This window comes from Yersinia intermedia (genome assembly GCF_900635455.1).
Lineage (GTDB): Bacteria > Pseudomonadota > Gammaproteobacteria > Enterobacterales > Enterobacteriaceae > Yersinia > Yersinia intermedia.
The window spans coordinates 4,600,321-4,626,075 of the sequence record NZ_LR134116.1; the positions used below are offsets into that span (position 1 = coordinate 4,600,321).

Here is a 25,755-nt window from a genome sequence, read left to right on the forward strand (position 1 = left end):
CCATGCAACGAAATGTCTATTTTCTATTGCTTCCCGGCGTGCTGTCGCTGGATTTAACTGGCCCTGCTGAAACTTTACGACTGGCAGGGTCGTTTAATTTGTTCTATATCAGCCCATTACCGCAAGTAACGGCCTCCACTGACATGGTGTTAGGCCATTTACACCCTCTGCCGGATAGCTTACCGGAAGGCAGTTTGCTGGTCGTGCCGGGGGTGAGTGATTCACGCCACTACTTTGCAACTGAAACGGCAGCAGTGGCCCGTCACTGGTTACAACAGCAAAAAATAGCCATTACACAGCAAAAAACGATCTTGGTTTGTGTCTGTTCCGGTGCATTACTGGCAGCGCAAGCGGGGCTACTGGACGGCTATCAATGTACCACTCATCATAATGTACTCGAGCGATTACGCCAGCAGGCACCTGCCGCACAGACAAAAGAAAACCGTATCTTTGTTGAAGACCGTGGCGTGTATACCAGCGCCGGAATTACGGCGGGTATTGACCTCTCTTTACATCTGATTAGCCGCTATTGCAGCCCACAAACTGCATTAGATGTCGCGCGGGAGATGGTGGTTTACTTTCGGCGATCAGGCGATGACCCGCAACTTTCACCCTGGTTACGTTACCGTAATCACCTGCATCCTGCGGTACACCGTGCGCAGGATGTGATATCGGCTGAACCTGAAGCCGAATGGTCACTACTTCAGGTCGCGCAGAAAGCACATGTCAGTAGCCGCCATTTAACGCGGTTATTCCGCGAACATGTCGGGATCAGTGTGCGTGAATTTCACGAACAATTACGGGTCGCAGTAGCTGAAGTTCGCCTGCAAGAAGGGTTTAATCTGGAGAAAGCCGCGCTGGCTGCCGGGTTCTCCTCCGGCCGTCAGCTTCGGCGCGCACAACAGCGTGGGCAAAGGTCAGTTAACTAACCAGACGCCGCCGGTCAATACGCTGTAACCCCATCGATAGCAAAGTGCTTAAGGCCAGAGCCAGTGCGAAAACATAGAAAATATCCAGTATCGGATAATCAGTAAAGTCGTAATGATGGGTGCGGATAAAGTGAATAATAAGCGCGTGGAAACCGTAAATCGCCAATGAATGCCCGGCGAGCCAGCTTAACCAGCCAATTTGCTGGTTCATGCAGTTTTTAAACCACACCAGCAGTGATACCGACGCAACGAAGACCAACGGGCCACAATACATATAGAAAGTATCCGCAAAACTGCCATTAATCCGCGTCTGCTTTTCAGTTGAGATAGCAATAAATATTACGCTGGCGATAAACAGCAATGCCGCCCCCCAACTGGTCGCTCTGCCTTTTGTTTCCAACATGCCGATTGCGCGCCCTAATAGCGCATACAGCAAGTAATAGAACGTATCACCATAGATATAGAGGTTGATTGGCAATAAATGGAAACCGCCAATCGAATACTTGCTAGCTTGGGGATTGGCAAACACTGCCAGCAGCAAAATCACTACCGCCAGATAGCGGCCTGATACCGGTTTGACATTAATCAGCGGTGAAACCAGATAAACCACGATAATGGCGTAGAAAAACCACAAATGGTAAAACACCGGTTTTTGCAGGATATTCTGTAATGAGGCCCAACCGTTGATCGGCGTCAGGATCGAAATATAAATCAGGGCAATCACACTGTAGAACAGCAAGCATAACCCGATTCGAGTAAAGTGCTTTTGCTGTGCGCTTTTTTCACCAAAAAACAGATAACCGGAGATCATAAAGAACAAGGGCACACATGCACGAGAAGCCGAATTAAGCAGATTGGCAATATCCCAGTTAGCCTCACCCACCTGAGCACCGCTGGTGACGTAATAGGTCGTGGCATGGATCATGACCACCATAATGCAGGCCACCGCCCGCAAATTATCAATCCAGCCAATCTTATTGGTCATGCATACTCTCTATCACCTGTCAGCATACTAAAAGCGCTGATCTATTTACGGTATCAATAATCAGGTTGCAAACAATAACGTAAATTCGATTTATACCCAAAGTAAATGAAACAGCATCAAGGATAAGGTATGAGCTTACACAAGGTAAGTGATTCGGGTGAATGAGCGCAGCTAACAATGCTGTAGCGTCAAGGACGAAGGGTAATTGTTGCTATAACGTTATATTGACGGCAAAATAACCGACCTGACGCGCTCTGAATGCACATCCTGTCTGAGCCGCATCCTTTTTTACGTTTATTATTAATAGCTTAATCTATGCAAACTTCATTTTCACCCGCGACACGTTTAGGTCGGCGGGCGCTTTTATTCCCTCTTTGTTTAGTATTGTTCGAATTTGCCGCTTATATCGCTAACGATATGATCCAGCCAGGTATGCTCGCGGTAGTGGCTGATTTTAACGCCAGTATTGAGTGGGTTCCGACATCTATGACTGCCTATCTGGCTGGCGGGATGTTCTTGCAATGGTTGCTTGGGCCACTATCAGACCGCCGTGGGCGCCGTCCGGTGATGTTGTTCGGTGTCGCATTCTTTGTGGTGACATGCCTTGCCATCTTGCTGGTCAATAGCATCGAACAATTTATTGCCATGCGCTTCCTGCAAGGGATCGGCTTATGCTTTATTGGTGCCGTCGGCTACGCCACTATTCAGGAATCATTTGAAGAAGCGGTCTGTATTAAAATTACCGCGTTAATGGCCAATGTCGCCTTGATTGCCCCACTACTCGGCCCGTTGGCCGGTGCCGCCTTGATTCATGTCGCCCCGTGGCAGGCAATGTTTGTGCTGTTTGCGGTGCTGGGTGCCATTTCATTTGTGGGCTTATGGCGCGCCATGCCGGAAACCGCCGCTCTGAAAGGGGAGAAACTATCTGTGGCAGCGATGTGGCATGACTATAAGTTGGTGCTCGCCAACCGCCGTTTCATGTGTGGTTCCCTGGCGTTGGGCTTTGCCAGCCTGCCATTACTGGCGTGGATTGCGCAATCACCCGTCATTTTGATCAGCGGTGAGCAGTTATCCACTGTTGAGTATGGTGTTTTGCAGGTGCCGATTTTCGGCGCACTGATTATTGGTAACCTGGTGCTGGCGAGATTGAGCGGCAAAACCAGTATTCCACGCCTTATCCGCTACGGTGCTGGCCCGATGATTATGGGCTTACTGATTGCCGCAGGCTCAACGCTCTATTCATCTCATGCTTATCTGTGGATGACCGCAGGGCTGAGCCTGTATGCCTTTGGTATTGGCTTGGCTAACGCCGGTTTGGTGCGGTTGACACTGTTCTCCAGTGATATCAGTAAAGGTACGGTATCTGCCGCCATGGGGATGATCAGTATGATGGTCTTCACCTTCGGCATCGAGTTTGCCAAGGTAGCTTACTTGTGGGGCAACAGCGGTATCTTTAACCTGTTCAATCTGATCAGTGGCTTGCTGTGGCTGGGCTTGGTGATGATATTTATTCGCCGTCAGCCGGAGGCGGTTACTGCGGAGTAGTTTTAAAGCGGGAGAGAGGCAGCGCTTTTCTCCCGCTAAATATTTTTGTTAGCGTAACTTTAAAGCTGAAAAGCTGTCACGCCATATAACTATCCTTGCGAATTAGGTTAGCGCCAAAAGCAGCACCCAACAATTAATACATCTCATGCGCTGGATATCGTAAAAATTACACATTAGGAGATGTATTGAGAAACAGTCCGCAGTCACGCAACAAATGGTCATTGCCACGGCGGCGGGTAAATCCGCTGCGGTCAAAGAATTCAAGAATTTGAATCGCGAGCTTGCGGCCAACACCCAGTCTATCGCGGAAATCTGAGGCACAGGCGCTGCCCTGGCTGGCATCCAGCTCACGTACCAAATCAGCGAACTGCTCAATACGCTGGCTGCGATAGTAGCGATCAGGAACAATTGCCGTGATATAGCCCAGTTGTGCGGCTTTGCGCAATAATGTGCGCATCTCACTTTCCTCAATCTGCATCTGTGCCGCCAAATCGCGCACCCACCAAGGATCATCGGCAAAATAGGATGCGACCTGCTGCCACTGAGCTTGCTCCTCGTCAGTAAATGCCAGGCCATGAGCTGACAGATGTAGCCAGCCACGGGTATTCTTTAACACCCCTTCAGCCAGCAAATCATCAATCAAACGGAATACCAGCCCCTCATCCAGCGTTGGTAAAGCCATGCGCCGCAAGCGCGCCCGCCCTAATCCCAACTGATCACCATGCTGTTGGTGATACAGGCACAAGACATGTAATAAGGTTTGTTGCGCCTGCTGAGCATGAGGGCGCGACAGTGCGATATCACCGGCGACAACACTGTCGGTCTGCGCCAGTAAGTCCGCCATATCACGTTCAGTTAGCTGGCGCGCCCAACTGAAGTCAGACAAAGAAACCGGCCCTTGGGCCAAATGTAAATCTAGCACTTCACGGTCGGAGGCTGCCTGAGCCAGCGCGGTTAACCAAGATAAATACGCAGGTTGCCGTTTGCCGCGTTTGGGGGCCGTCAGATGAATCACCCGAGCACCGCCCAAGGTCTTCTTCGCCGCAATATCACGCAGAATAAGACGATCGTTTTCAGCCAGCGATAGCGGGTTATCCAACAGCAGTTCAGCAAGTATCGGTTGGGGGTTCTCGTCGGCGGGTTGTGGATTCGTCAGTAGCGAAAAACGCCCGGTAATATGACTGGCGGCATGATGCAAATGTAAAGATTGCCAATGTTGGATCGGCGTATCGGCATCCACAATAACAAGTACTCGATCCGTGGCCTGCAGCGGCTGTCGCGTTAATAGCCAGTCACCCCGGTTGATCTGCTGTTTGCTGATATCGCCACTGATATTCAGGGCGATACGCTGACCAGCTTGCGCCTGTGATGTATTTTGATTTTGGGCATGGATAGCACGCACCCGTACCGGGCAATCACCGCCAGTAAGCCATAAGGTATCGCCTACCGCCACCTGACCTGCCAACGCCGTGCCCGTTACCACCAAGCCAGCCCCTTTCACACTGAATGCGCGATCGATAGCTAAGCGAAAACGCCGCGATAACCGGCTGTGCTGTGCATTTTGTTGGTGATATTGCGCCAGATGTTCACGTAATTCGTTGATGCCACGCTCGGTCGCCGCTGCCGTCACAAATAAGGTGACTTGCTCTGCTTGCCAGCCCTGCGCCACCAGCTCAGCCAGAACCTGCTGGCGAACTTGCTCGATACGCTCATCATCAACCCGATCAGCTTTAGTCAGTGCCACTGTCAAAGTTGGGCGACCGCTGAGGCGTAAAATCGCCAGATGCTCGCGGGTTTGAGCCATGACACCATCATCACAGGCAACCACCAGCAAAGCATGATCAATGCCGCCCACGCCCGCCAACATATTGGCTAAAAACTTCTCATGGCCGGGGACATCGATAAAACCCATAACGCTGCCATCGGGCTGGGGCCAATAGGCATAACCCAGATCAATGGTCATACCGCGCTGTTTTTCTTCCGGCAGGCGATCGGCATTCACCCCAGTAATCGCCTGTAAGAGTGTCGTTTTGCCATGATCGACATGGCCTGCTGTTGCAATAATCATCGAGCCAATTCCCTGAGCAACGCCGCCTCATCCTCCAGGCAACGCAAATCGAGCCACAAACGCCCATCAGCCACGCGGCCAATGACCGGCTTAGCCAAACCACGCCAACGCGCCGTTAGAGCTTCCAGAGCACTTCCGCCCCCCTCTTTTGGTGCGAACGTTACCGCCCAACTGGCCAGGCGGTCTACCGGTAGCGAACCGCTACCGATCTGTGACCAGCAAGGTTCTGCCGCCAGCGTGAAATCGGTGCCATAACGAGGGGTTAGGGCAACCAATACCCGTTGTGCACTCTCGGCGATAACCTGTGTTGGGCGGGTGAGTAACCGCATGGTTGGCAACAGCTCCGTCAGCCGGTCTGGCTGCTGATAGAGGCGCAAGGTGGCATCCAGTGCCGCCAGCGTCATTTTATCAGCGCGTAGCACCCGCTTAAGTGGGTGCTGCTGTAATTGCTCAATCCACCGTTTTTTACCGAGAATAATCCCAGCTTGTGGGCCACCCAGCAATTTATCGCCCGAAAAGGTGACTAAATCGATACCTGCCGCAATCAATTGTTGTGGCATTGGTTCTGCTGGCAAACCATAACGGGTCATATCCACCAATGAACCGCTGCCCAGATCCGTGGCAGTCGGGATGGAGAATTCATTGCCTAATATTGCGAGTTGCGCTTCGGCAACCGAGGCGGTGAAACCTTCAATACTGTAATTGCTGGTATGCACTTTCATCAACAGGCCAGTGTGTTCATTTATGGCTTGGCGGTAATCTTTAAGGTGCGTGCGGTTGGTAGTGCCCACTTCGACCAATTCACACCCCGCCTGCCGCATCACATCCGGGATGCGGAAAGCACCGCCAATCTCCACCAGCTCACCGCGAGAAACTACTACCTGTTTCTCAGCCGCCATTACCGTCAGCATGAGAAACACCGCAGCGGCATTGTTATTCACAATGCAGGCATCTTCCGCGCCAGTCAGCTCGCACAGTAAGTCAGCGATAGCCCGGTCACGGTGACCACGCCCTGCGCCGCTCAAAGAGTATTCCAGCGTTACCGCACCACGCATCGCATCATTCACCGCAGCAATGGCTGATTCAGCCAATGGGGCACGACCCAGATTGGTATGCAATACGGTACCGGAAAGGTTGAAGACGGGTTTTAACGCGGATTGGCGGTTATGTAGACGCTGCTTCAATGCCATTGGCCAGTCACTGCACCAATCAGCCAGCGAATGAAATTGGCTGATATATTCACGAGCCTCAACCTGCATTTGACGCAAAGTATCAGTCAATAAAACAGGGCCGTATTCAGCCACCAAAGGGGCAACGTCTGGCTCGCGTAACAAGCGATCAATTGCGGGAAGCTGACTGTATAACAGATGGAGTTCTACGCTCATACTCACTCAGGTAATAGGGTGGAAAGAGCGCCATAATAACGGCACGGCGCTCTGTCTGAGTAATTAGTGTAGCGCGATAGGGTTCACCACGCTGTTAACTAACGTTTACTGTTGCTTGGTATCCAACAATTCAACGCCCGGCGGGTTAGTCACCACCGTAACTACCATTGGTTACCTGGGAGCCTATTCCCCTGGAAACACAAAGGGATTGATACTGCTGCGGGCGAATCCTTCACCTTCCATCTTAGCATCAAGGATAAGCGAGGCCAGATCATCAGCAACCGCCTCTACTTGCGGGTCTTTTTCCTGATACAGAATTTTCAGGTAAGTGCCGCAATCACCGCAACTTTCCGCTTTTACTGCCGCCAGTTCGCTGTCCAGTGACCAGTAGTTCAAATCACGGGTCTGCTCACAGTTACTGCATTTGATTCGGACCACATGCCACTCGCTTTCACACAAGTTGCAGTGCAGATAACGTAAACCGTTTTGCGTACCGATATGCACCACGCTGGAGACCGGAATACTGCCACAAACCGGGCAGAACTGACGATGTTCACCGTATTCAGCTCGTGCCTTACCGGGGATTTGGCTGGCCATTTGCGCCCAATATAATGATAGGGCAGCCCAGATAAATGGCGCTTTTTCACTACCGATCTGTGCAAATTCGCGGTTTAACAGTGCATCGGCATACAATTCCAGCTCATGTACCGACGCCTTATCCAGATTATCCAATACTGCCACAATGTGATCAGGAGCATCAGGGCGCAGTTCAGCAATCAGTGCTGACAGGAGCTTGCGCCAATGTTCAGTTCGAGGAAAGACACTCAGATCCAAAGGCGGTTTACCGCTGACAGCAGATTGCTCCAACACCGCTTGCATATCCAACACCAGCGGATAGTCATGCAGCGCTTTTTGCTGCGCTTGGGTAATTTTAGCCGCGAAATCCAGATAATCGGACAACGGGTTATCCAGCGCAAGTTGCTGTAAACGTTCAGTACGCCGGGTATACAGGCTTTTTAAATTCGCGAAAAGTAACGGCGGGATATTCCCCGCCGTTGTGCCTTTTTCGCTTTGTTTTCCTAGTTGATCTTTAGGGACAATGCGAATACTCATCAGGGTTTCTCTTCCTGTTTTTTCTGACGCTGACTTTTGGCGTTAACCTCACGGTACCAGCGTGGATGATGCTTTTTCGCCCACGCCGCCGGTACCCAGCCTTCTACCATCGCGGTAATGGTGCCCTTCACCCACAGGGCGGCATAGACGTGCACCATAATCACGATAATTAACCCAACCGCCGCCAGCGAATGCACCAGCAGTGCCAGGCGAATCAGCGGGATCGGGAAGGAAGGCGCAAAGTAAGGCCGCCAGATAACAACACCACTGGCCAACAACAACACCAGACTGATAATAGCAGCCCAGAATACGCACTTCTGACCGAAATTATAGCGCCCCGTATCGCCGACTTCCTCATTCATGGCGATTTTATGGATATTTTTAGCCCATTCCAGGTCTTCCTTATTGATCAGATTATGTTTCCAGTAACGGAAAAACATCATCAGGAAGGCGGCGAACATAATCACCCCGGCAAAGGGGTGAAGGATGCGCGCCAACTGCGGTGTACCAAAAATATTCATCAGCCAGTTAAATGACGGGAAGAAGAACCCCAAGCCACTGATAGCGGCCAGTATAAAGCAGAAAGCCACTATCCAGTGGTTGATGCGCTCCGGCGCGCTGTAGCGCTGGATCCGTTTTTCTTTTTTCATTTGGGCATCTCCCCGTCGTCTGAGTGCTCAGCGGTGGTCTGCTCCGGTGGCGGCAATGACGTGTCAGCAGGCGTTGAATCCGGCTTATCGTCTTCGCCCTCATCTTCTTCAACCCGGTTCGGGCCGACACCAACATAGTGGAAGATACTGGCCGCAAAGGTTACCGCGAAGCCAACCGCCGCCAGTGGTTTCCAGATCCCCTTCCAGAAGGTGACTGTCGGGCTGATGGTCGGGTTCTCCGGCAGGCCATGATAGAGCTGCGGTTTATCCGCATGATGCAGTACATACATCACATGGGTACCCCCCACGCCTGCGGGGTCATATAACCCCGCATTATCAAAGCCACGGGTTTTCAATTCAGCAACCCGGCCAGCAGCGACTTCTTTCATCGACTCTTTGGTGCCAAAGTGAATCGCTCCGGTTGGGCAGGTTTTCACACAGGCAGGTTCCTGGCCGACACCAACACGATCGACGCACAGGGTACATTTGTACACCCGGTTGTCATCTTTGTTCATGCGCGGTACATCGAACGGGCAACCGGCGATGCAGTAACCACAACCGATACAGTGTTCTGACTGGAAATCGACGATACCATTGGCATACTGAATGATTGCCCCTTCCGACGGGCATGCTTTCAGGCAGCCGGGGTCAGCACAATGCATGCAGCCATCCTTACGGATCAGCCACTCCAGTTTGCCGCTCTCTTCGTCTTCAACTTCAGAGAAGCGCATCACCGTCCATGACTTGGCGGTCAGATCAGCGGGGTTATCGTACACCCCAACGTTATGACCGACTTCATCACGAATATCATTCCACTCCGAACACGCCACCTGACAGGCTTTACAACCAATACAGGTGGTGACGTCGATAAGCTTAGCCACCTCTTGCTGATGGTTACGATCCTGTGGCGGCGGCGTAAGGGAGTTGGTGCCGGAGCGCCGGATAATGTCTTGAGTTTGCAGTGACATAGGTTCTCTCCGTTACACCTTTTCCACGTTGACCAGAAACGCCTTAAACTCTGGCGTTTGCGTATTGGCATCACCGACAAACGGCGTCAATGTATTGGCCAGGAAGCCTTTTTTCGCCACTCCTTCGTATCCCCAGTGGATCGGAATACCAATAGTGTCCACTTCCTGCCCATGAACATTCAGCGTACGAATACGTTTGGTCACAACTGCCTTGGCCTTGATATAGCCACGGTTGGAGCTGACTTTCACGGTATCGCCATGCTTAATGCCCTTCTTCGCGGCCAGTTTTTCGCCAATTTCCACGAACTGTTCCGGCTGAATGATGGCATTGAGCAACACATGCTTGGTCCAGTAGTGGAAATGCTCGGTCAGACGATAAGTGGTACCGACATACGGGAACTGCTCATGGGAACCCATTGCGGCCAAATCGTCTTTAAAGACACGAGCAGCCGGGTTGGAGATAACATTCGGGTGCAACGGGTTGGTGCCCAGCGGCGTTTCGAATGGCTCATAATGTTCCGGGAACGGCCCTTCTGCCATTTTGTCGATGGCAAACAGACGGCCCATGCCCTCTGGCTGCATGATAAACGGCCCGACATCGCTACCTGGTGCAGCGGCACTGTAATCTGGGATATCAACGCCACCCCATTTGGTGCCATCCCACTCCAGCAACTGGCGTTTCGGATCCCAAGGTTTACCTTGTGGGTCAGCAGAGGCACGGTTGTATAGAATCCGGCGGTTAAGCGGCCATGCCCACGCCCAGCCCAGTGTATTGCCAAGACCGGATGGGTCGGCGTTATCACGGCGTGCCATCTGGTTACCGGCGGGTGTCCAGCTACCGGCAAAGATCCAGCATCCACTGGCGGTAGTACCATCATCACGCAGATGAGCAAAGGTACTGAGCTGCTCGCCTTTTTTGGCCAGCACTTTGCCGTCCGCATCGGTGATATCAGCCAGTGCTTTACCATTGCTTTCCTGTGCCACTTCTTCTGGCTCTGGATTGTCTGGCGTCAGATAATCCCAGGTCATATTAAGCACCTGTTCTGGCACTGCACCACCGTCCCGGCGGTACATATCACGCAGACGACTAAAGATACCCGCCAAAATGGCACCATCGTTCAATGCGTCGCCCGGCGAATCAGCACCTTTCCAGTGCCATTGCAGCCAGCGGCTGGAGTTAACAATTGAACCGTTTTCTTCAGCAAAACAACTGGATGGCAAGCGGAACACCTCGGTTTGAATTTTCGATGGGTCGACATCGTTAAATTCACCGTGGTTTTGCCAGAAATTCGCGGTTTCAGTATTGAGCGGGTCAATAGTTACCAGGAATTTCAGTTTCGACAGTGATGCTACTACTTTGTTTTTGTTCGGGAACGATGCCACCGGGTTAAAGCCCTGGCAAATATAGCCATTCACTTTGCCCTGCGACATCATCTCGAAATACTGCAATACGTCGTAGCCTTTATCCCACTTCGGCAACCAGTCGTAGCCCCAGCCGTTCTCTTTCTGGGCTTTATCACCGTAGAAACTTTTCATCAAACTGACGAAGAATTTCGGGTAATTGCTCCAGTAGTTAACCTGGCCCGGCAACAGGGTTTTCGGCGTGTTGGCCTTCAGATAAGTGTCAATATCTGGCTGTTTTTCTGACGGCAGACTCAGGTAGCCCGGCAAGCTTTGTGACAGTAAACCCAGGTCAGTTAAACCCTGAATATTAGAGTGACCGCGCAAGGCGTTAATACCGCCCCCCGCCATGCCCATATTGCCCAGCAACAACTGGATCATCGCCATGGTACGGATGTTCTGCGCGCCAACCGAGTGCTGTGTCCAGCCCAACGCATACAGGAATGTGGCGGTTTTATTGGACACACTGGTTTCGGCGAGATATTCGCAAACCTGCAAGAAATCTTCTTTTGGCGTACCACAAATGTTGGAGACCACATCTGGCGTGTAACGGCTAACGTGTTCTTTCAGCAAGTTCCACACACAGCGCGGGTCTTGCAGCGTGACATCGCGTTTGGCAAAGCCGTTTTCATCCAACTGGTAGTTCCAGGTGGTTTTGTCGTATTTGCGGTTTTCGGCGTCATAACCACTGAACAGACCGTCATCAAAGGTAAAGTCTTCCCGCACCAGCAAGCTGGCGTTGGTATAAGCTTCGACGTATTCGCGGTTAATTTTGTTGTTGGTCATCAGGTACAACAACACGCCGGACAGGAACGCGATATCGCTACCGGAGCGGATTGGCGTATAGAAGTCCGCCACCGATGCAGTACGAGTAAAGCGTGGGTCTATCACCAGCAACTTGGCATTGTTGTGGATTTTGGCTTCCATCGCCCAGCGGAACCCCACCGGATGCGCTTCTGCCGCATTACCGCCCATGACGATAATTAAGTCTGCGTTCTTAATGTCAACCCAGTGGTTGGTCATCGCACCGCGACCAAATGTTGGAGCAAGACTTGCTACCGTTGGTCCGTGTCAGACACGTGCTTGGTTGTCTACGGCAAGCATGCCGAGAGCGCGACTAAATTTCTGGGTCAAATAACCCGTTTCGTTACTGGATGCCGAGGCACACAGCATACCGGTACTCAGCCAACGGTTGACGGTAACACCAGCGCCGTTGGTCTTAATGAAGTTAGCGTCCCGGTCTTCTTTCATCAGCTTGGCAATGCGGTCAAAGGCATCATTCCAAGTGATTTGCTGCCATTTATCTGAACCCGGAGCACGGTATTCAGGATATTTCAGGCGGCTTTCGCTATGGATAAAGTCCACTAACCCTGCACCTTTCGGGCACAGCGCGCCACGGTTTACCGGATGGTCCGGGTCCCCTTCGATATGGAAAATACTCTCTTTGGCGTTTTTTGCGCCGTCACCGAGGCTATACATCAAAAGCCCGCAACCAACGGAGCAATATGTGCAGGTATTCCGCGTCTCACGGGCGCGCAGCAATTTGTAATTGCGCGTTTCCGCCAGCGCCACTGACGGCGTAAAGCCGAGTGCCGCGACCGTGGTTCCTGCCATACCGCCAGCGCAGATCTTAAAGAACTGCCTTCTGCTGACCTGCATGGGTCTCTCCTTCGTTCATTGTCACATTATTTCAGTTCACACTTCCCTCAACGAAACCGGAAGCGCTAAAATCGCTTACGCGATATCACCTTTATCGGTGTGGGATACATTCTTCTGGAAATAGAATTATACCCATACCATTCTTAATGTGAATGTTACCACATTGTGATTATGGGTTATAACTTTCAGGGCCGCATAGTGAGCCAGATCAAACCTTCAACAATTGACCTCTCCACCGGAATCTGCGGTGCAAAACAACTTAACGTGCTACAGCGCCATCAAATGGCCGAGCCGCAATTGGATTGGCTAGCGGAGGAAGTGCCGGTAGCGCTGGTCTACAACGGCATTTCCCATGTGGTGATGATGGCAACCCCGAAAGATCTTGCAGCATTTGCGCTGGGTTTTTCGTTGTCAGAAGGCATTATTAGCACCCCGCAAGATATCTACGCCATTGATGTAACACCGAGCTGTAATGGCATAGAAGTTAACATTGAGTTATCCAGCCGCCGTTTTGCCGGGTTGAAAGAGCGGCGTCGGGCGATGGCTGGCCGTACCGGATGTGGCGTCTGTGGTATTGAACAACTTGATGATATTTTTCGCCCCATCGCCCCTCTGCCTTTCACTCAGACCTTTAATTTGAATCAACTCGATAATGCGCTGGCACAGCTCAAACAGGTACAAACTGTGGGTCAGTTGACGGGTTGCACTCATGCTGCGGCCTGGATTAATCCGAAAGGTGAGCTGTTGGGGGGGTGTGAAGATGTGGGCCGCCATGTCGCACTGGATAAGCTGCTGGGGATACGGGCCAAACAACCGTGGCAGCAAGGCGCGGTGCTGGTTTCCAGCCGTGCCAGCTATGAGATGGTGCAGAAAACTGCGATGTGTGGTGCAGAGATTTTATTTGCTGTTTCTGCGGCCACTACCTTAGCGGTTGACGTTGCAGAACGCTGTAATCTGACGCTGGTTGGCTTCAGTAAACCCGGCAGAGCAACGGTTTACACCCATCCACAACGGATTAGCGAATAGAAAGACCATATAATTAGTACGGCATTGATAATCATTTTCAATATCATTTAATTAACTATAATGATCCGAATGCTTACGCGGCGCTTACTTTTTTGCGCCGCCCTACACTACGGAGACGATGAATATGAGTTACTCACTGCCATCCCTGCCTTATGCTTATGACGCCCTGGAACCCCATTTCGATAAGCAGACGATGGAAATCCATCACACCAAACACCACCAGACCTATGTTAACAATGCAAACACGGTGTTGGAGAGCTTCCCTGAGCTGGCTAAACTGAGCGTTGAAGAGCTGATCAAAGATCTGGACAAAGTCCCTGCTGAAAAACGCACCTTTATGCGTAACAACGCCGGCGGCCATGCTAACCACAGCCTGTTCTGGAAAGGGTTGAAGCTGGACACTACCCTGACGGGTGACCTGAAAGCCGCTATCGAGCGCGATTTCGGCAGCGTAGATAGCTTCAAAGAGAAATTTGAAGCAGCTGCGGCGACCCGTTTCGGTTCTGGCTGGGCCTGGCTGGTTCTGAAAGACGGCAAACTGGCGGTTGTTTCTACTGCTAACCAAGATAGCCCACTGATGGGCGAAGCGGTTTCTGGCGCATCAGGCTTCCCAATTATTGGCCTGGATGTGTGGGAACACGCTTACTATCTGAAATTCCAAAACCGCCGCCCAGACTACATCAAAGCATTCTGGAACGTGGTTAACTGGGACGAAGCAGCAGCACGTTTCGCTCAAGCCAAATAAGCCGCATAAACCGTATGTTGCATATCCAAAGAACGTGGAGTTGCAGCTAACAACCTTGTAGCTTCAAGTACGAAAGACACATGCCAGCAAGGCCATCTTGCTGGCATTTTTATTGCTAAAGTTTAGCCAATTTCTGCCGATAGAATGTGCAAGATGGTCACTGGTATTCATGGATATAAAACTCATGAACTATACCCTAAATAATTCGAGTTGCAGGAAGGCTGCCAACGCACATGCAACTTGAAGTATGACGGGTATATCGTTTGGGAAAAGCATTCTTGCCAAGGCTGCCCCGCGTACCACCAGTTCCCCAAAATCTTCTAATAACTAGACCTCCCCAAACTCACCTACGCTGATTGATTTGCATCAGAGACACCGCATAACGGAGAAGAACATGGCAATATTTAGCAACGTTTTTGGTAGATTTGAAAATGTGAGAGTCGGTAAAAAGCTGGGATTAAGCTTTTTCCTGATGTTGTTGTTGGTCGGGATCATCGCTGGTACCGCAGCTTATCATTTCTCCGTCATTGAAGAACATGCTTATAAAGTCGATTTGAGCTACAAAATCAACGATGAAGCCAATCAGGCGAAATATAACCGTGCGTTATATGAACGTACCTATGACCTGAAATACATTAAAGAAAACTCCCAACATATCAATAATATAAAAAATCTATTAACCCAAAGCGAAAGCCTTAGCTGGTCGGAAAACAACCGTAAAACCATTAGCAGTATTTCCGATGTGGTAGAAGAGTATCAGCAACAGCGGAGTAACTTTGTCAATGCCGTGGCCCATAAAGATGATGTGCGCAAAAGTTGGAATATTTCTGAAACCCAGAAAAACCTCAACGAGCTGCAACAAAGCCTGCTCAATGAAGGGGCGGATACCAATACCCAAATCCTGCTGGCAGAGATGAACCAGAAGTTGATGACCGTACGCTACAACGCACGCGGCTTATTGCTGGATCGCAACCAAGATGCAGAGTCCTCGCTGATTACCTCAATCAATATCGCCAATAGTGCCGCCAACGCGTTTATGCCGGTGTTATCGGCCGAACAGCAAAAACTACTGGCTCCGGTGATTTCCAGCCTGAGTACCTATAAAGATAACGTGTTGGCCTATTTACCGGCTTATCAGCAAGAGCTGGAAGTGGGTAAAGTGATGGAGTCTAATGCCAACGAATTGAGTAAGCTGGCCACTCATCTGTTCACCCAAGAGCTGCAAGGGACCCACGCAGAAATCAATAATGCACAATTGCAGTTAACCATTGCGGCCATTGCCGCACTGCTGTTTGGCCTGTTGATTTCATGGCGTATGACCCGCCAGATCACGGTGCCACTACGCACCACACTGGCGATGGCAGAACGCATCGCTACCGGTGATTTAACTGCGACGACGACATCACACCGTACCGATGAGTTGGGCCTGTTGATGAATGCCGTCGCTCGGATGAATGAAAATCTGCGCGCCATGATTGATGAGATCCGCATTGGTGTCAGTCAGGTGTCCCATGCCTCCGGCGAAATTGCTGCCGGTAATACCGATTTATCCTCCCGTACCGAACAGCAAGCCGCTGCCGTAGAAGAGACCGCTGCCAGCATGGAGCAATTGAATGCCACAGTTAAACAGAATGCCGATAATGCGCATCACGCCAATCAGTTGGCGACAGAGGCTTCAGATACCGCACAGCAAGGCGGCAAGCTGGTTAGCGATGTGGTGCGCACCATGAACGATATCTCCGGTAGCTCGAAGCGTATCTCTGAGATCACCTCAGTCATTAACAGCATTGCTTTCCAGACCAATATTTTGGCCCTGAATGCGGCGGTTGAAGCCGCCCGTGCCGGTGAGCAAGGCCGTGGTTTTGCCGTAGTCGCCAGTGAAGTTCGCAATCTGGCACAACGCAGTGCACAAGCGGCGAAAGAAATTGAAGGCCTGATTGGTGAGTCAGTGACTCAGGTAAATGCCGGAACCACGTTGGTGCAAAATGCCGGGCAAACGATGGAAAATATTGTCCGCTCAGTAACGCATGTGCGCGATATTATGGCGGAAATTGCCTCAGCATCCGATGAGCAGAGCCGTGGTATCACGCAGGTTAGCCAAGCTATCTCTGAAATGGACAGCACCACTCAGCAGAATGCGGCCCTGGTGGAAGAGTCTGCTGCCGCCGCCGACTCACTGGCTGAACAAGCCATTTTACTGGCACAGGCCGTCGCCGTGTTCCGCCTATCCGATGCCGAGGTAGAATCGGCACAGAAAAACACGAGCGCATCCGTGGTACATAAAAGTACGCCAACATCTCGCACTGGCACAGAAAGCAGTCGAACCGCTCAGCAAGATAATTGGGAAACCTTCTGATTAGCTGCTAAACCTCAGTACCCGGCAGGGATAGCCATTGCGGTTATTCCTGCTTATCTCATTGTTAATTTCTTTAGCCTTGGAACCCTGCGGTCAGGCAGGGTATTCTGATTCTCCCTTCGAAACGCAGACAAGGAGAGCAGATGAAGTATCCACAGATTTATATTGGTAAAATTGAGCCTTATAACGGCAGCTCCCCGAGCGCGATTGGAAAACGCCAGGTTCAGGGTGGCATCATGCTTACAGCTCTGGGATTGGAAGGGGATGAACAAGCCGAAACCCGCTTTCACGGCGGGCCAGACCGCGCCTTATGCCATTATCCACGAGAACACTATTCCCACTGGATAGAGCGATTCCCTGCACAGGAAGATATTTTCGTAGCACCAGCCTATGGTGAAAACATCTCAACTCTGGGCATGACGGAACAAAATGTCTATATGGGGGATATCTACCGCTGGGGAGGGGCTATCATTCAGGTGACCCAACCGCGTTCACCTTGTTACAAACTCAACTTCCATTTCGCTATCGAGGAAATGTCGGCACTGATGCAACAAACCGGTTATTGCGGCTGGCTGTATCGCGTAATTTCCACCGGTATTGTCAGTGAGGGCCATGCATTAGAGCTGTTGGCGCGCACCAGTGATATCTCAGTGGCAGAGGCTATTACCATCGCCTGGCATATGCCGTTCGATGAAGAACAGTATCGCCGCTTGTTGTCCGTATCGGGGTTGTCAGCCAGTTGGAGTAAAACCATGCTAACGCGCCTGTCGCAAGGAAAGATCGAGGATTTCAATCGGCGGTTATTAGGGAATACCTAATGATAGAGGTTATTGAATAGCAAAATATGCCGATCTTTATTGATAAACTTGACTGTATCTCAATTGAGATACAAACTCAGTTTATTGATGAGGAGGCAAAAATGGCTACACACACCACAATGTTGCATGTCCGTATTGATGATGACGTCAAAAAACAGGCAACAGCAGCACTCAATGCAATGGGCCTTTCGGTTTCCGACGCTGTGCGTTTATTTTTAAATCGCGTCGTCGCTGATCAGGCATTTCCATTCGAATTGAAAGTACCTAACCCCCAGACTCGTGCGGCGATGCAGGAAGCAGAAGAGATAGTTCAAGCCCATAGCGCACGTTTTACTACTTCGGATGAGTTATTTATTGAACTTGAAAAAGACAACAGTAAGTAAACGAACGACAATGCCAAGGACGGCAGATTATACCAAAGACTTCCTTAAAGACTGGGAAAGGCTGTCCCGCAGTGGTCGTTATGATATGTATCGACTCAAACATGCCATGTTACTGCTTATTGCAAATGATACGCCGTTAGGTGCCGAATGGTTAGACCATCCACTTAAAGGAGACTGGGAAAATTTCCGAGAATGCCATATCGGAGGAGATTTTTTACTGATCTATAAATTAAGTAGCAGCAGTAAAATAAGCCAGATTATCTTTGTTCGCGCAGGCACCCACTCAGAACTGTTTGATTGATAATATTTACAAAAACAAACCGGGTAGCGGCCATGCCACCCACCCGGATTTAGCGCTGCGATTAATCAGAATGCTTTTTTCGCGTAGCCGGTCACTTCTTTCAGGCCCATTTCACGGCCTAATGCCGTCATTGGGTGTACCACCACAATGCCGCGTACCGCTTTCTTTAACGTGCCCATATCCGCCTGCTCTTTTTTAGTAATAGCACGGCTGAACGGCAGTTGAGCTAGCTTTTGTGCTTCAGCACTCAGGTTTTTGACCCGCACTTCTTTCAGGCGCTGAATTTCAGCCGCCAGTTTCTCTTTTTCTTTCATATGCTGCGCGATCAAATCCATATTGCCCTGTTGGATCACGATAGGGTCTTTGTGGTTCAGCGCATCCAGCATGTCGCTTAGACGTTTGATTTCTGCATGTTCTTTCATAGTATTGGCCCGTACATGCCACTGATGGGCACGATATTTCGCTAAAGTTGGGGATAGGATAGCACTGATTGTGCATCAAGATAGAGAGTGTATCAGGATGCGGGCTTTTCAGCAGCAGCCTCCTGTATTGGTTGCCACTGCATTCCCGCCGGCAGGCTGCTAATTTCACAAGCTACCGCCCCGAGCCTGACCAAAGCCTGGGTATAGTGGTGGTTGAACGGATAACAACACGAGAGGCGAAAAGCATTACGATAGCGGCCACTCGGCGAGTAAAGCGTGCCGGGGGTCAGGCATATCTGTTCTTGCAGCAATTGATGAAATAGCGCCACGGTATCGACACTGGCAGGGAACTCCACCCAGAAAACAAAACCACCTGCTGGTTGGGTCACTTTGGTCCCACGCGGGAAGTACTGTGCAATGAGTTGCTGCGCCTGCTGTACCTGTTGCGCATAACGTCGGCGTAGCCCGCGCAGGTGGTGGTCGTAACCGCCAGACTCCAGAAACAGTGCCAGTGTTTTTGATAATAATGCCGGTTCTGCCATCGACGACACTGCTTTTAACTTATGTAATGCCTCCGCGAAGCGGCCACCATCAATCCAGCCGATGCGGAAGTCCGGGGCCAGTGTTTTGGTGAAACTGGAACAGAACAGCACCCAGCCATCGCGATCAAAGGCTTTTACCGCTGGGGACAACGTTGTACCAAATTGTATTTCTGCATATAAACCATCTTCTATCAGTGGCACCTGATGATCGTTCATCAACTGCGCCAGGCGTTTTTTCGCCGCCAGCGGCATCGTAAAGCCTAACGGATTCTGCACCGTTGGCATGGCGATCAATGCATTCAACCGCCCCTCCTGAAGCAGTAATTCCAACACATCCAGCGATAAACCTTGCTGTGGATCGGTTGGAATCTCCACTGTTTTCAGGCCAAGGCTGGCAAGCAAAGGCATCAGATAGAAATAGGTTGGCGATTCCAGCCCGACACAATCACCCGGTTTGGTGGTGACCCGCAACGCTAACTGCAACGCTTCCATACAACCATGCGTAATAGTGATATCAGCCGGATTAGCCAGCATACCTAGGGTCATGGCGCGACGGGCGATTTGCTGACGTAGGCGCTGGCACCCCGGTGGCAACGCGTATTGACTGATTAACTGTGGCTCGCGACGCAACAGCGATGCCATGATGCGGCCCAACTTGGCACTGGGGTAAAAATCCGCCGTTTGCGGGCAGGCGAGCGAGATATTAGTAAAGCGGGGGTTTTGTTGTGCGGCAAATACCGTATCAATTAAATCCAGCACCTCATTCACCGGTTTGCCGACTGTCGCTGTCGGCACCACCGCCGTTGACGCACTACAGACATAAAACCCTGACTGCGGACGCGCCTCAATCAAACCACGATCCTCCAGCGTACGATAAGCTGCCACCACCGTATTAATACTCACCTGATGGTTTTTGGCATAACCGCGCACTGATGGCAGGCGGCTACCCGCCAGCAAACTGCCTTTTTTAATGGCCTGCGCCAAATTCTCAGCCACTTGCAAGTAGCGAATTTCATTCATAACAACAGGCATGGTGACAGTTCTCCGCAGGTTCAATAGGTACAGTTCAAACTTATGCAAACTGTACCCACAACAATAGATAACTTCTGCTTCTAACGCCACAGCGGTTTGCTGTTTAAGCTGAATACCTTGATAACATAAATAATACCCACAGTAATTGGAGTTGCCGCCAGGCCGATGAGATGACTAAGCCCGTGCAACTTCGAGTACGAAGGGGAGGACATCCCATGCTAGACAGTGCTTTCATCAGTTACGTTACCGTTATGTCGATCACGCCAGGTCCAAATAACCTGTTATTAGCCGCATCTGGTGTTAATTTTGGCTTACGTCGCACCTTGCCGATGATGCTGGGGATTACCTTTGGCTGCGCATTGCAATGTGCATTAATGACCACATTGCTGGCATTAATTCTCAGTTGGCTGGGGGTTATTCGCCTACCACTGGTGACGTTGGGATGTGCTTACTTATTCTGGTTATCGTGGAAAATTTTTAATTCCGGTAGCCCGAAGTCAAGGGATGGACAACAACCAATGGGATTTATCCAGGGGGCATTATTTCAAGCCATTAATCCAAAAGCCTGGCTGATGGCTATGAATGTCGCCATCTTATTTACACCACGTGAAGGCGCTACGCTGAGCCACACCCTACTGATTGTTAGTGGTTTTGCTTTGTTGAATCTGCCTTGTGTGGCCGTGTGGGCGGTGATGGGGGATCAGCTACGCCATGCATTGCGAGTTAACTGGAAACTACGATTATTCAATGGAGTGATGGGGGGCTTGATGGCAATAACAGCATTGTGGCTGTTAGTTGACGAATGGCTCAGTGTGTTGCAGTAATTCAGGCATGGCCGAGTGGTGAAAGTTTAGAAACCTGTTTTAAGCTAATGCGGGAAAGCAATTCGGTAATCGAGAGCACCATAGTGGAACGCACCATTTGCTGATAACGCTGGCGTTGCATGGCAATCAGCGACGCGTCTGCTTCATCTGGGCGCAGGAAAGTTGGCACTGGCGGCAATTCAGCCACACAATGTAATTCACCAAATGGCCCGAGGATTTCGTCGTCAGTAAAGCGATACTCGGTGCCATCATGGTTCAGCTCTTCACGTAGTGCCATCAATAGCTCAGCATCTTCATATTCATGACGGGTGATCACACCCAAGGCATAAACCAACTTTAGCCGGACAGATAGCTCACCAAGCGGCCCATCGCCAACCAGCAATGGCTCCACGGCATATTTCACCGCATAGTCATCTTTACGAAAAACCTGCACCACGAGAATATTCAGCGCTTCTGCCAATAATTCGACAGCAGCCATCAAGAAACTCCGAACGGTCTTGCCTGCGTTCAGATGCTCAAGTACCCGATTCTCAAATGCCTGTGTTTTTTCAATCATCGCTTGTCACTGAGGTGGTTTCAGAATATCGGGCTATGAAAAGATAAATACCGCGCAATCTGACACGGTATTTATCCCTGTAATACTTCAAGCCGCATGTGCGTTGACAGCCTTCCCGCAACTCGAATTATTTAGGGTATATCACCTAACGCAAACTCGTTTTGTTCATAACGAAACAAAATTAGTGCGCCAGCTTGTCCTGCATGGCGTTATACACATTCACCGCCTGTTCGACAACCTCGCCATCAGCGGGTAAGCCTGAAATTTGCGCTAAAGCAGCTTTCGGCCCCAATTTCGCCAGTAATTCAACCAACTCCTGAGCTTGTGGATCTTGCTCACTGCGATAACTCATGGCCGCCGCAATACCGGTTACCAGATTGGTGTGTGGCAGTTGGTACTCAAGTGTACCCAATAGCGGTTTGATCAATCGATCACCGGCACTCAGTTTACGTAATGGCTGACGGCCAACACGCTCAACATCGTCATGCAGGTAAGGGTTCTCAAAACGGGAGATGATTTTATTGATATAAGCGGCATGTTTTTGTGGATCAAAAGCATAGCGTTTAATCAGTACCGCACCACTCTCTTCCATTGCGCCTTTCACTGTCTGGCGTACTGCTGGGTCCAGAATGGCATCACGGATGGTTTGATGGCCTGCCAGTTGCCCCAGATAGGCCGTTATCGCATGACCGGTGTTCAGGGTGAAGAGTTTACGCTCCACAAACGCCATCAGATTGTCGGTCAACTCCATACCTGCGATTTCCGGTGGCTGCCCTTTGAACTGGGTGCCATCAACAATCCACTCGCTGAAGGTTTCTACCGTCACTGCCAGAATATCTGTACTGCCTGCTTCTGATGGCGGCACTATACGGTCTACCGCAGAATCAACGAAACCGACATGCTGCTCAACCCACGCTTGTTCACTTTCCGGTAACGCAGCGAAGACATGTTGTTTTAACTGGCTGGTTCCGCGCACCATATTCTCACAGGCAATAATATTCAGCGGGCGAGTATTACCTTGTTGATGACGAGCGGCTAAGCCTTGTGCCACAGTGCCGGCAATACGTGCCAGAATCTGCGGGCCAACCGCGGTGGTGACAATATCGGCGTCAGCAATCAGCGCCACCACGTCTGGGCTACTACTGTTTACCGCACTTACGTTTTTGACTTCTTCAACCCGCGCCTGCTCACCGACCACATTGACTTGATAACTTTTACGTTTATTCAGTTCGTCCAGCAGCGGCTGGTTAACATCTGCGAAGGTCAGTTGCGCACCGGCATCAGCAAGAAGTTTACCAATGAAGCCCCGGCCAATGTTACCTGCGCCAAAATGTAATGCTTTCATGTTTTTTACCTTTTGCTGTAGAAGGGCCGTTTCTCCCAACGGCCCTATTCAGTTATTGCTGGGTTACTTTTTGCCACCCAATAAGTCCAATACTTCCTGCACGCTGGTAGTTTTGCTTAAACGCTCAATGACAGAATCATCGTCCAGCGCATTTGTCAGGCTGGTAATAACATGAATGTGCTCATTATTACGGGCCGCAATACCAATCACCAAACGCGCCACTTCATCTTCTTCGTCGCCAAAGCGCACGCCGTCAGGGTATTGGCAAAATACCACCCCGGTTTTCAGCACACGGTCTTTCGCTTCGATGGTACCGTGCGGTACCGCGATAGATTCGCCCAGATAGGTGGAGGTCAGTTTTTCACGTTCCAGCATCGCTTCAACATATTCCGGCTCAACATAGCCCCCCTTCACCAACTGCTCACCGGCGAAGCGAATAGCTTGCTCTTTGGTGGCTGCGTGTTGATTGAGGAAGATATTCCCTGCGCCCAACTTGAACAAATTGGCTTCAGAGGCTTCAAAGCTATCGTCCAGCGTTTCAATCACTTTCTGAGTGCTCGCTGTCGTGTTAGCCGCCTCCACCAAACGGGCTGTCAGGTTGGTGTACAACTGGCTATCAAGGAAGTTGGTCAGCGAGATATGTTGCGCTTGTGGCGCATGGCGCATGGCTCGCTCAGTCAAATCACGGTGGGTGATAACCAAGTCCACATCTTCTGGCAAGTTGTTGATAGCACAGTTAGTCACAGAGATATGCTTCAAGCCTGCATCTTGTATTTTCTTACGCAGCACACCTGCGCCCATCGCACTAGAACCCATACCTGCATCACAAGCTACGATGATTTTACGCACTGTGGTCAGGTCGCCTGCGGCAGCGGCAGCATTCGCTGCTTGTGCGCCTTTAGATTGCGCTTTCATATCTTGCATACGGCGAGTCGCATCTTCCAGGCTGTCTTCCTCGTCGTCTTTGACTTTAGAGGTTTTCAGCAAGATAGCAGACACCACGAAGGACACAGCAAACGCAGCAGCAACTGCAGCAATGTTGGCAAAATAAGCACCTTTAGGTGTCATCGCCAATACTGCCAGGATAGAACCAGGAGATGCAGGTGATACCAGACCGCCGTTCAGCATAGTCAGAGTGAACACGCCGGTCATACCGCCCAGAATAACCGCCAGCAATAAGCGCGGGTTCATCAGCACATATGGGAAATAGATTTCGTGGATACCACCGAAGAAATGGATGATAGCCGCGCCGCCAGCAGATTGCTTAGCGTTGCCTCTACCGAAGAACATGTAAGCCATCAACACACCCATACCTGGGCCTGGGTTTGCTTCGATCAGGAAGAAGATAGATTTACCGGTTTCAGTCGCCTGCTGGATACCCAGAGGTGAGAAGATACCGTGGTTAATCGCGTTATTCAGGAACAGGATTTTGGCTGGTTCGACGAAGATAGACGTTAATGGCAGCAGGTTAAGCTGCACCATGATATGCACACCAGCAGCCAGTGCTTTAGACAACACCTCTACAAATGGGCCAATCGCCATAAAGGCCAAAATCGCCAACAGCATACCGATGATACCGGCTGAGAAGTTGTTAACCAGCATCTCAAAGCCGCTTTTGATTTTACCTTCAACCCAACGGTCAAAGTGTTTGATTGCCCAGCCACCCAGTGGACCCACAATCATCGCACCGAGGAACATTGGCATATCGGCACCAACGATAACACCCATGGTGGTGATAGCACCTACCACACCACCGCGATCGCCACCCACCAAACGGCCACCGGTAAAACCGATCAGCAGTGGTAACAGGTAAGTGATCATTGGGCCAACCAGTTTGGCTAGCGTTTCATTTGGCAGCCAGCCAGTTGGAATAAACAGTGCAGTGATAATACCCCAGGCAATAAATGCCCCGATATTGGGCATAACCATGTTACTGAGGAATCGGCCAAAATTTTGAATTCTGACCTTTGCGTCTGGTGAAAACATAAAACACCCCTATTGGTACGCGCTAACAATAAGAGCGCGATATAATTGTTTTGTTGAGGCAGTTCTGCAAAACCCGCCGGTGTTATCGAATACAAACACGCTGTATGCAAAACAAACTCTAGCATGCTCCTTTATTCACGCGTAGCTCACCACCTTTGTGTGATCAATGTCACACCAAAACACCCATCACAGGGGTGTATTTGTTGACGCAGATCACACTAAATGGCTGTAAGAAAACCACGAAGGCGAATTTTTAATCTATAAAGCCCAATAAGAGTGATGTATATCACTCTTTGTGTGGGTTAGTTTGTTTTGAAAATGTGATGTTAATCACAAGTTATTTTTGCGCGCAGAGAGGAGATGAGACATTCACTCGACTAATAACCTCTCAGACTCAACTCTTGGTAGAAATGTGTAATAAAATAACAGGGGGAAGGGGCACACTATTGGAGCGGGTTTCGGTTGATATGAGTTTAGTGCTTAGGTTCGGATCAGGTTTCGGTTGATAAACGCTCAGAGGTCATTTTAGCTCAGTCGCCTCAACCGAGTTAAGGCCCATAAGCGTGGGCCTTAACAATCCGCGCTTCCGCACGTATCGCTTGCCTGCTGCGCAGGTTCCCTCGGCTCATCATTACGCTGGCGGGACGGCTTTATTCGCATCCCTGCTCATGACGCCTAAATCCGCCGTCCATGGCGGATTTCCCTGACTTCATTCT

21 protein-coding genes are annotated in these 25,755 nt (G+C 50.5%); 9 read left to right on the top strand and 12 right to left on the bottom strand.

What is annotated here, in order from left to right; genetic code table 11:
- Positions 1-2 precede the first annotated feature (2 nt).
- Positions 3-929, top strand: coding sequence for a GlxA family transcriptional regulator (locus EL015_RS21000; RefSeq protein ID WP_032906759.1), 927 nt, complete (start codon positions 3-5; stop codon positions 927-929).
- Here the strand turns inward: EL015_RS21000 and EL015_RS21005 are convergent.
- Positions 922-1,914: an acyltransferase gene (locus tag EL015_RS21005; protein ID WP_005186869.1), complete on the bottom strand. Its 993-nt coding sequence runs from the start codon at positions 1,912-1,914 to the stop codon at positions 922-924. The genes EL015_RS21000 and EL015_RS21005 overlap by 8 nt on opposite strands.
- Before the next feature lie 315 nt (positions 1,915-2,229).
- On the opposite strand from EL015_RS21005, the gene EL015_RS21010 reads away from it, so the two are divergent.
- Positions 2,230-3,459, top strand: a complete 1,230-nt coding sequence (locus EL015_RS21010) for an MFS transporter (protein WP_005186866.1) — start codon at positions 2,230-2,232, stop codon at positions 3,457-3,459.
- A gap of 166 nt (positions 3,460-3,625) precedes the next feature.
- Here EL015_RS21010 and selB read toward each other — a convergent pair whose 3' ends face one another.
- The 6 genes from selB to fdnG form a co-directional block, all read right to left on the bottom strand.
- Entirely contained in the window at positions 3,626-5,527 is a 1,902-nt protein-coding gene (gene selB, locus EL015_RS21015; RefSeq protein WP_032906758.1) for a selenocysteine-specific translation elongation factor, read from the bottom strand.
- Positions 5,524-6,912, bottom strand: coding sequence for an L-seryl-tRNA(Sec) selenium transferase (selA, locus tag EL015_RS21020; protein WP_005186861.1), 1,389 nt, complete (start codon positions 6,910-6,912; stop codon positions 5,524-5,526). The genes selB and selA overlap by 4 nt, the downstream gene beginning before the upstream one ends.
- Before the next feature lie 183 nt (positions 6,913-7,095).
- Positions 7,096-8,025, bottom strand: a complete 930-nt coding sequence (fdhE, locus tag EL015_RS21025; protein ID WP_005186858.1) for a formate dehydrogenase accessory protein FdhE — start codon at positions 8,023-8,025, stop codon at positions 7,096-7,098.
- On the bottom strand, positions 8,025-8,675 hold the full coding sequence (fdoI, locus tag EL015_RS21030) for a formate dehydrogenase cytochrome b556 subunit (RefSeq protein WP_032906757.1): 651 nt from the start codon (positions 8,673-8,675) through the stop codon (positions 8,025-8,027). Before fdoI ends, fdhE begins: the two co-directional genes overlap by 1 nt.
- Complete coding sequence (gene fdxH, locus EL015_RS21035; protein WP_005186857.1) at positions 8,672-9,643, bottom strand: formate dehydrogenase subunit beta; 972 nt, start codon at positions 9,641-9,643, stop codon at positions 8,672-8,674. The genes fdoI and fdxH overlap by 4 nt, the downstream gene beginning before the upstream one ends.
- Positions 9,644-9,655: 12 nt before the next feature.
- Entirely contained in the window at positions 9,656-12,703 is a 3,048-nt protein-coding gene (gene fdnG, locus EL015_RS21040) for a formate dehydrogenase-N subunit alpha (RefSeq protein WP_126286808.1), read from the bottom strand.
- A gap of 171 nt (positions 12,704-12,874) precedes the next feature.
- On the opposite strand from fdnG, the gene fdhD reads away from it, so the two are divergent.
- The 6 genes from fdhD to EL015_RS21070 all read left to right on the top strand — a co-directional run bounded on the left by fdhD (position 12,875) and on the right by EL015_RS21070 (position 18,332).
- Positions 12,875-13,729, top strand: a complete 855-nt coding sequence (fdhD, locus tag EL015_RS21045; protein WP_005186854.1) for a formate dehydrogenase accessory sulfurtransferase FdhD — start codon at positions 12,875-12,877, stop codon at positions 13,727-13,729.
- A 124-nt stretch (positions 13,730-13,853) separates the two neighbouring features.
- Positions 13,854-14,474 carry a superoxide dismutase [Mn] gene (gene sodA / locus EL015_RS21050; RefSeq protein WP_032906754.1) on the top strand — a complete coding sequence of 207 codons (621 nt, stop codon included), beginning with the start codon at positions 13,854-13,856 and terminating at the stop codon, positions 14,472-14,474.
- A gap of 394 nt (positions 14,475-14,868) precedes the next feature.
- On the top strand, positions 14,869-16,830 hold the full coding sequence (locus tag EL015_RS21055) for a methyl-accepting chemotaxis protein (protein ID WP_005186851.1): 1,962 nt from the start codon (positions 14,869-14,871) through the stop codon (positions 16,828-16,830).
- Positions 16,831-16,973: 143 nt separating this feature from the next.
- Entirely contained in the window at positions 16,974-17,648 is a 675-nt protein-coding gene (gene yiiM, locus EL015_RS21060) for a 6-hydroxyaminopurine reductase (protein WP_005186847.1), read from the top strand.
- A 101-nt stretch (positions 17,649-17,749) separates the two neighbouring features.
- The gene (locus tag EL015_RS21065; protein ID WP_032906763.1) at positions 17,750-18,031 is read left to right on the top strand and encodes a type II toxin-antitoxin system RelB/DinJ family antitoxin; all 282 of its coding nucleotides are present in this window, start codon (positions 17,750-17,752) and stop codon (positions 18,029-18,031) included.
- Positions 18,009-18,332, top strand: coding sequence for a type II toxin-antitoxin system YafQ family toxin (locus EL015_RS21070; RefSeq protein ID WP_226967878.1), 324 nt, complete (start codon positions 18,009-18,011; stop codon positions 18,330-18,332). The genes EL015_RS21065 and EL015_RS21070 overlap by 23 nt, the downstream gene beginning before the upstream one ends.
- A gap of 65 nt (positions 18,333-18,397) precedes the next feature.
- Here EL015_RS21070 and EL015_RS21075 read toward each other — a convergent pair whose 3' ends face one another.
- Together EL015_RS21075 and EL015_RS21080 are read right to left on the bottom strand one after the other, a co-directional pair.
- The gene (locus EL015_RS21075) at positions 18,398-18,754 is read right to left on the bottom strand and encodes a YibL family ribosome-associated protein (protein WP_005186841.1); all 357 of its coding nucleotides are present in this window, start codon (positions 18,752-18,754) and stop codon (positions 18,398-18,400) included.
- Between the two features lie 92 nt (positions 18,755-18,846).
- Complete coding sequence (locus EL015_RS21080; RefSeq protein WP_032906752.1) at positions 18,847-20,328, bottom strand: aminotransferase-like domain-containing protein; 1,482 nt, start codon at positions 20,326-20,328, stop codon at positions 18,847-18,849.
- Positions 20,329-20,543: 215 nt separating this feature from the next.
- Between EL015_RS21080 and EL015_RS21085 the strand changes: the two genes are divergently transcribed.
- A complete protein-coding gene (locus EL015_RS21085) occupies positions 20,544-21,152 on the top strand; it encodes a LysE family translocator (RefSeq protein ID WP_032906751.1) in 609 nt (202 codons plus the stop codon).
- Between the two features lies 1 nt (position 21,153).
- Here the strand turns inward: EL015_RS21085 and EL015_RS21090 are convergent, their stop codons facing one another.
- The 3 genes from EL015_RS21090 to EL015_RS21100 all read right to left on the bottom strand — a co-directional run bounded on the left by EL015_RS21090 (position 21,154) and on the right by EL015_RS21100 (position 25,039).
- Complete coding sequence (locus tag EL015_RS21090; protein ID WP_005186837.1) at positions 21,154-21,708, bottom strand: MltR family transcriptional regulator; 555 nt, start codon at positions 21,706-21,708, stop codon at positions 21,154-21,156.
- Between the two features lie 181 nt (positions 21,709-21,889).
- Positions 21,890-23,053 (bottom strand): mannitol-1-phosphate 5-dehydrogenase, encoded by a 1,164-nt coding sequence (locus EL015_RS21095; RefSeq protein ID WP_005186836.1) that lies wholly within the window; start codon positions 23,051-23,053, stop codon positions 21,890-21,892.
- 63 nt (positions 23,054-23,116) lie between these two features.
- Positions 23,117-25,039, bottom strand: coding sequence for a PTS mannitol transporter subunit IICBA (locus tag EL015_RS21100; protein ID WP_032906750.1), 1,923 nt, complete (start codon positions 25,037-25,039; stop codon positions 23,117-23,119).
- Positions 25,040-25,755: the final 716 nt, after the last annotated feature.

Coding starts and splice junctions, on each gene's coding strand:
- sodA (WP_032906754.1), top strand. CDS start 13,854: ATGAGTTACTCACTGCCATCCCTGCCTTATGCTTATGACGCCCTGGAA.
- fdoI (WP_032906757.1), bottom strand. CDS start 8,675: ATGAAAAAAGAAAAACGGATCCAGCGCTACAGCGCGCCGGAGCGCATC.
- EL015_RS21100 (WP_032906750.1), bottom strand. CDS start 25,039: ATGTTTTCACCAGACGCAAAGGTCAGAATTCAAAATTTTGGCCGATTC.
- EL015_RS21005 (WP_005186869.1), bottom strand. CDS start 1,914: ATGACCAATAAGATTGGCTGGATTGATAATTTGCGGGCGGTGGCCTGC.
- EL015_RS21075 (WP_005186841.1), bottom strand. CDS start 18,754: ATGAAAGAACATGCAGAAATCAAACGTCTAAGCGACATGCTGGATGCG.
- EL015_RS21010 (WP_005186866.1), top strand. CDS start 2,230: ATGCAAACTTCATTTTCACCCGCGACACGTTTAGGTCGGCGGGCGCTT.
- EL015_RS21055 (WP_005186851.1), top strand. CDS start 14,869: ATGGCAATATTTAGCAACGTTTTTGGTAGATTTGAAAATGTGAGAGTC.
- EL015_RS21095 (WP_005186836.1), bottom strand. CDS start 23,053: ATGAAAGCATTACATTTTGGCGCAGGTAACATTGGCCGGGGCTTCATT.
- EL015_RS21090 (WP_005186837.1), bottom strand. CDS start 21,708: ATGATTGAAAAAACACAGGCATTTGAGAATCGGGTACTTGAGCATCTG.
- yiiM (WP_005186847.1), top strand. CDS start 16,974: ATGAAGTATCCACAGATTTATATTGGTAAAATTGAGCCTTATAACGGC.
- selB (WP_032906758.1), bottom strand. CDS start 5,527: ATGATTATTGCAACAGCAGGCCATGTCGATCATGGCAAAACGACACTC.
- EL015_RS21085 (WP_032906751.1), top strand. CDS start 20,544: ATGCTAGACAGTGCTTTCATCAGTTACGTTACCGTTATGTCGATCACG.
- EL015_RS21000 (WP_032906759.1), top strand. CDS start 3: ATGCAACGAAATGTCTATTTTCTATTGCTTCCCGGCGTGCTGTCGCTG.
- selA (WP_005186861.1), bottom strand. CDS start 6,912: ATGAGCGTAGAACTCCATCTGTTATACAGTCAGCTTCCCGCAATTGAT.
- EL015_RS21065 (WP_032906763.1), top strand. CDS start 17,750: ATGGCTACACACACCACAATGTTGCATGTCCGTATTGATGATGACGTC.
- fdhE (WP_005186858.1), bottom strand. CDS start 8,025: ATGAGTATTCGCATTGTCCCTAAAGATCAACTAGGAAAACAAAGCGAA.
- fdxH (WP_005186857.1), bottom strand. CDS start 9,643: ATGTCACTGCAAACTCAAGACATTATCCGGCGCTCCGGCACCAACTCC.
- EL015_RS21080 (WP_032906752.1), bottom strand. CDS start 20,328: ATGCCTGTTGTTATGAATGAAATTCGCTACTTGCAAGTGGCTGAGAAT.
- fdhD (WP_005186854.1), top strand. CDS start 12,875: ATGGGTTATAACTTTCAGGGCCGCATAGTGAGCCAGATCAAACCTTCA.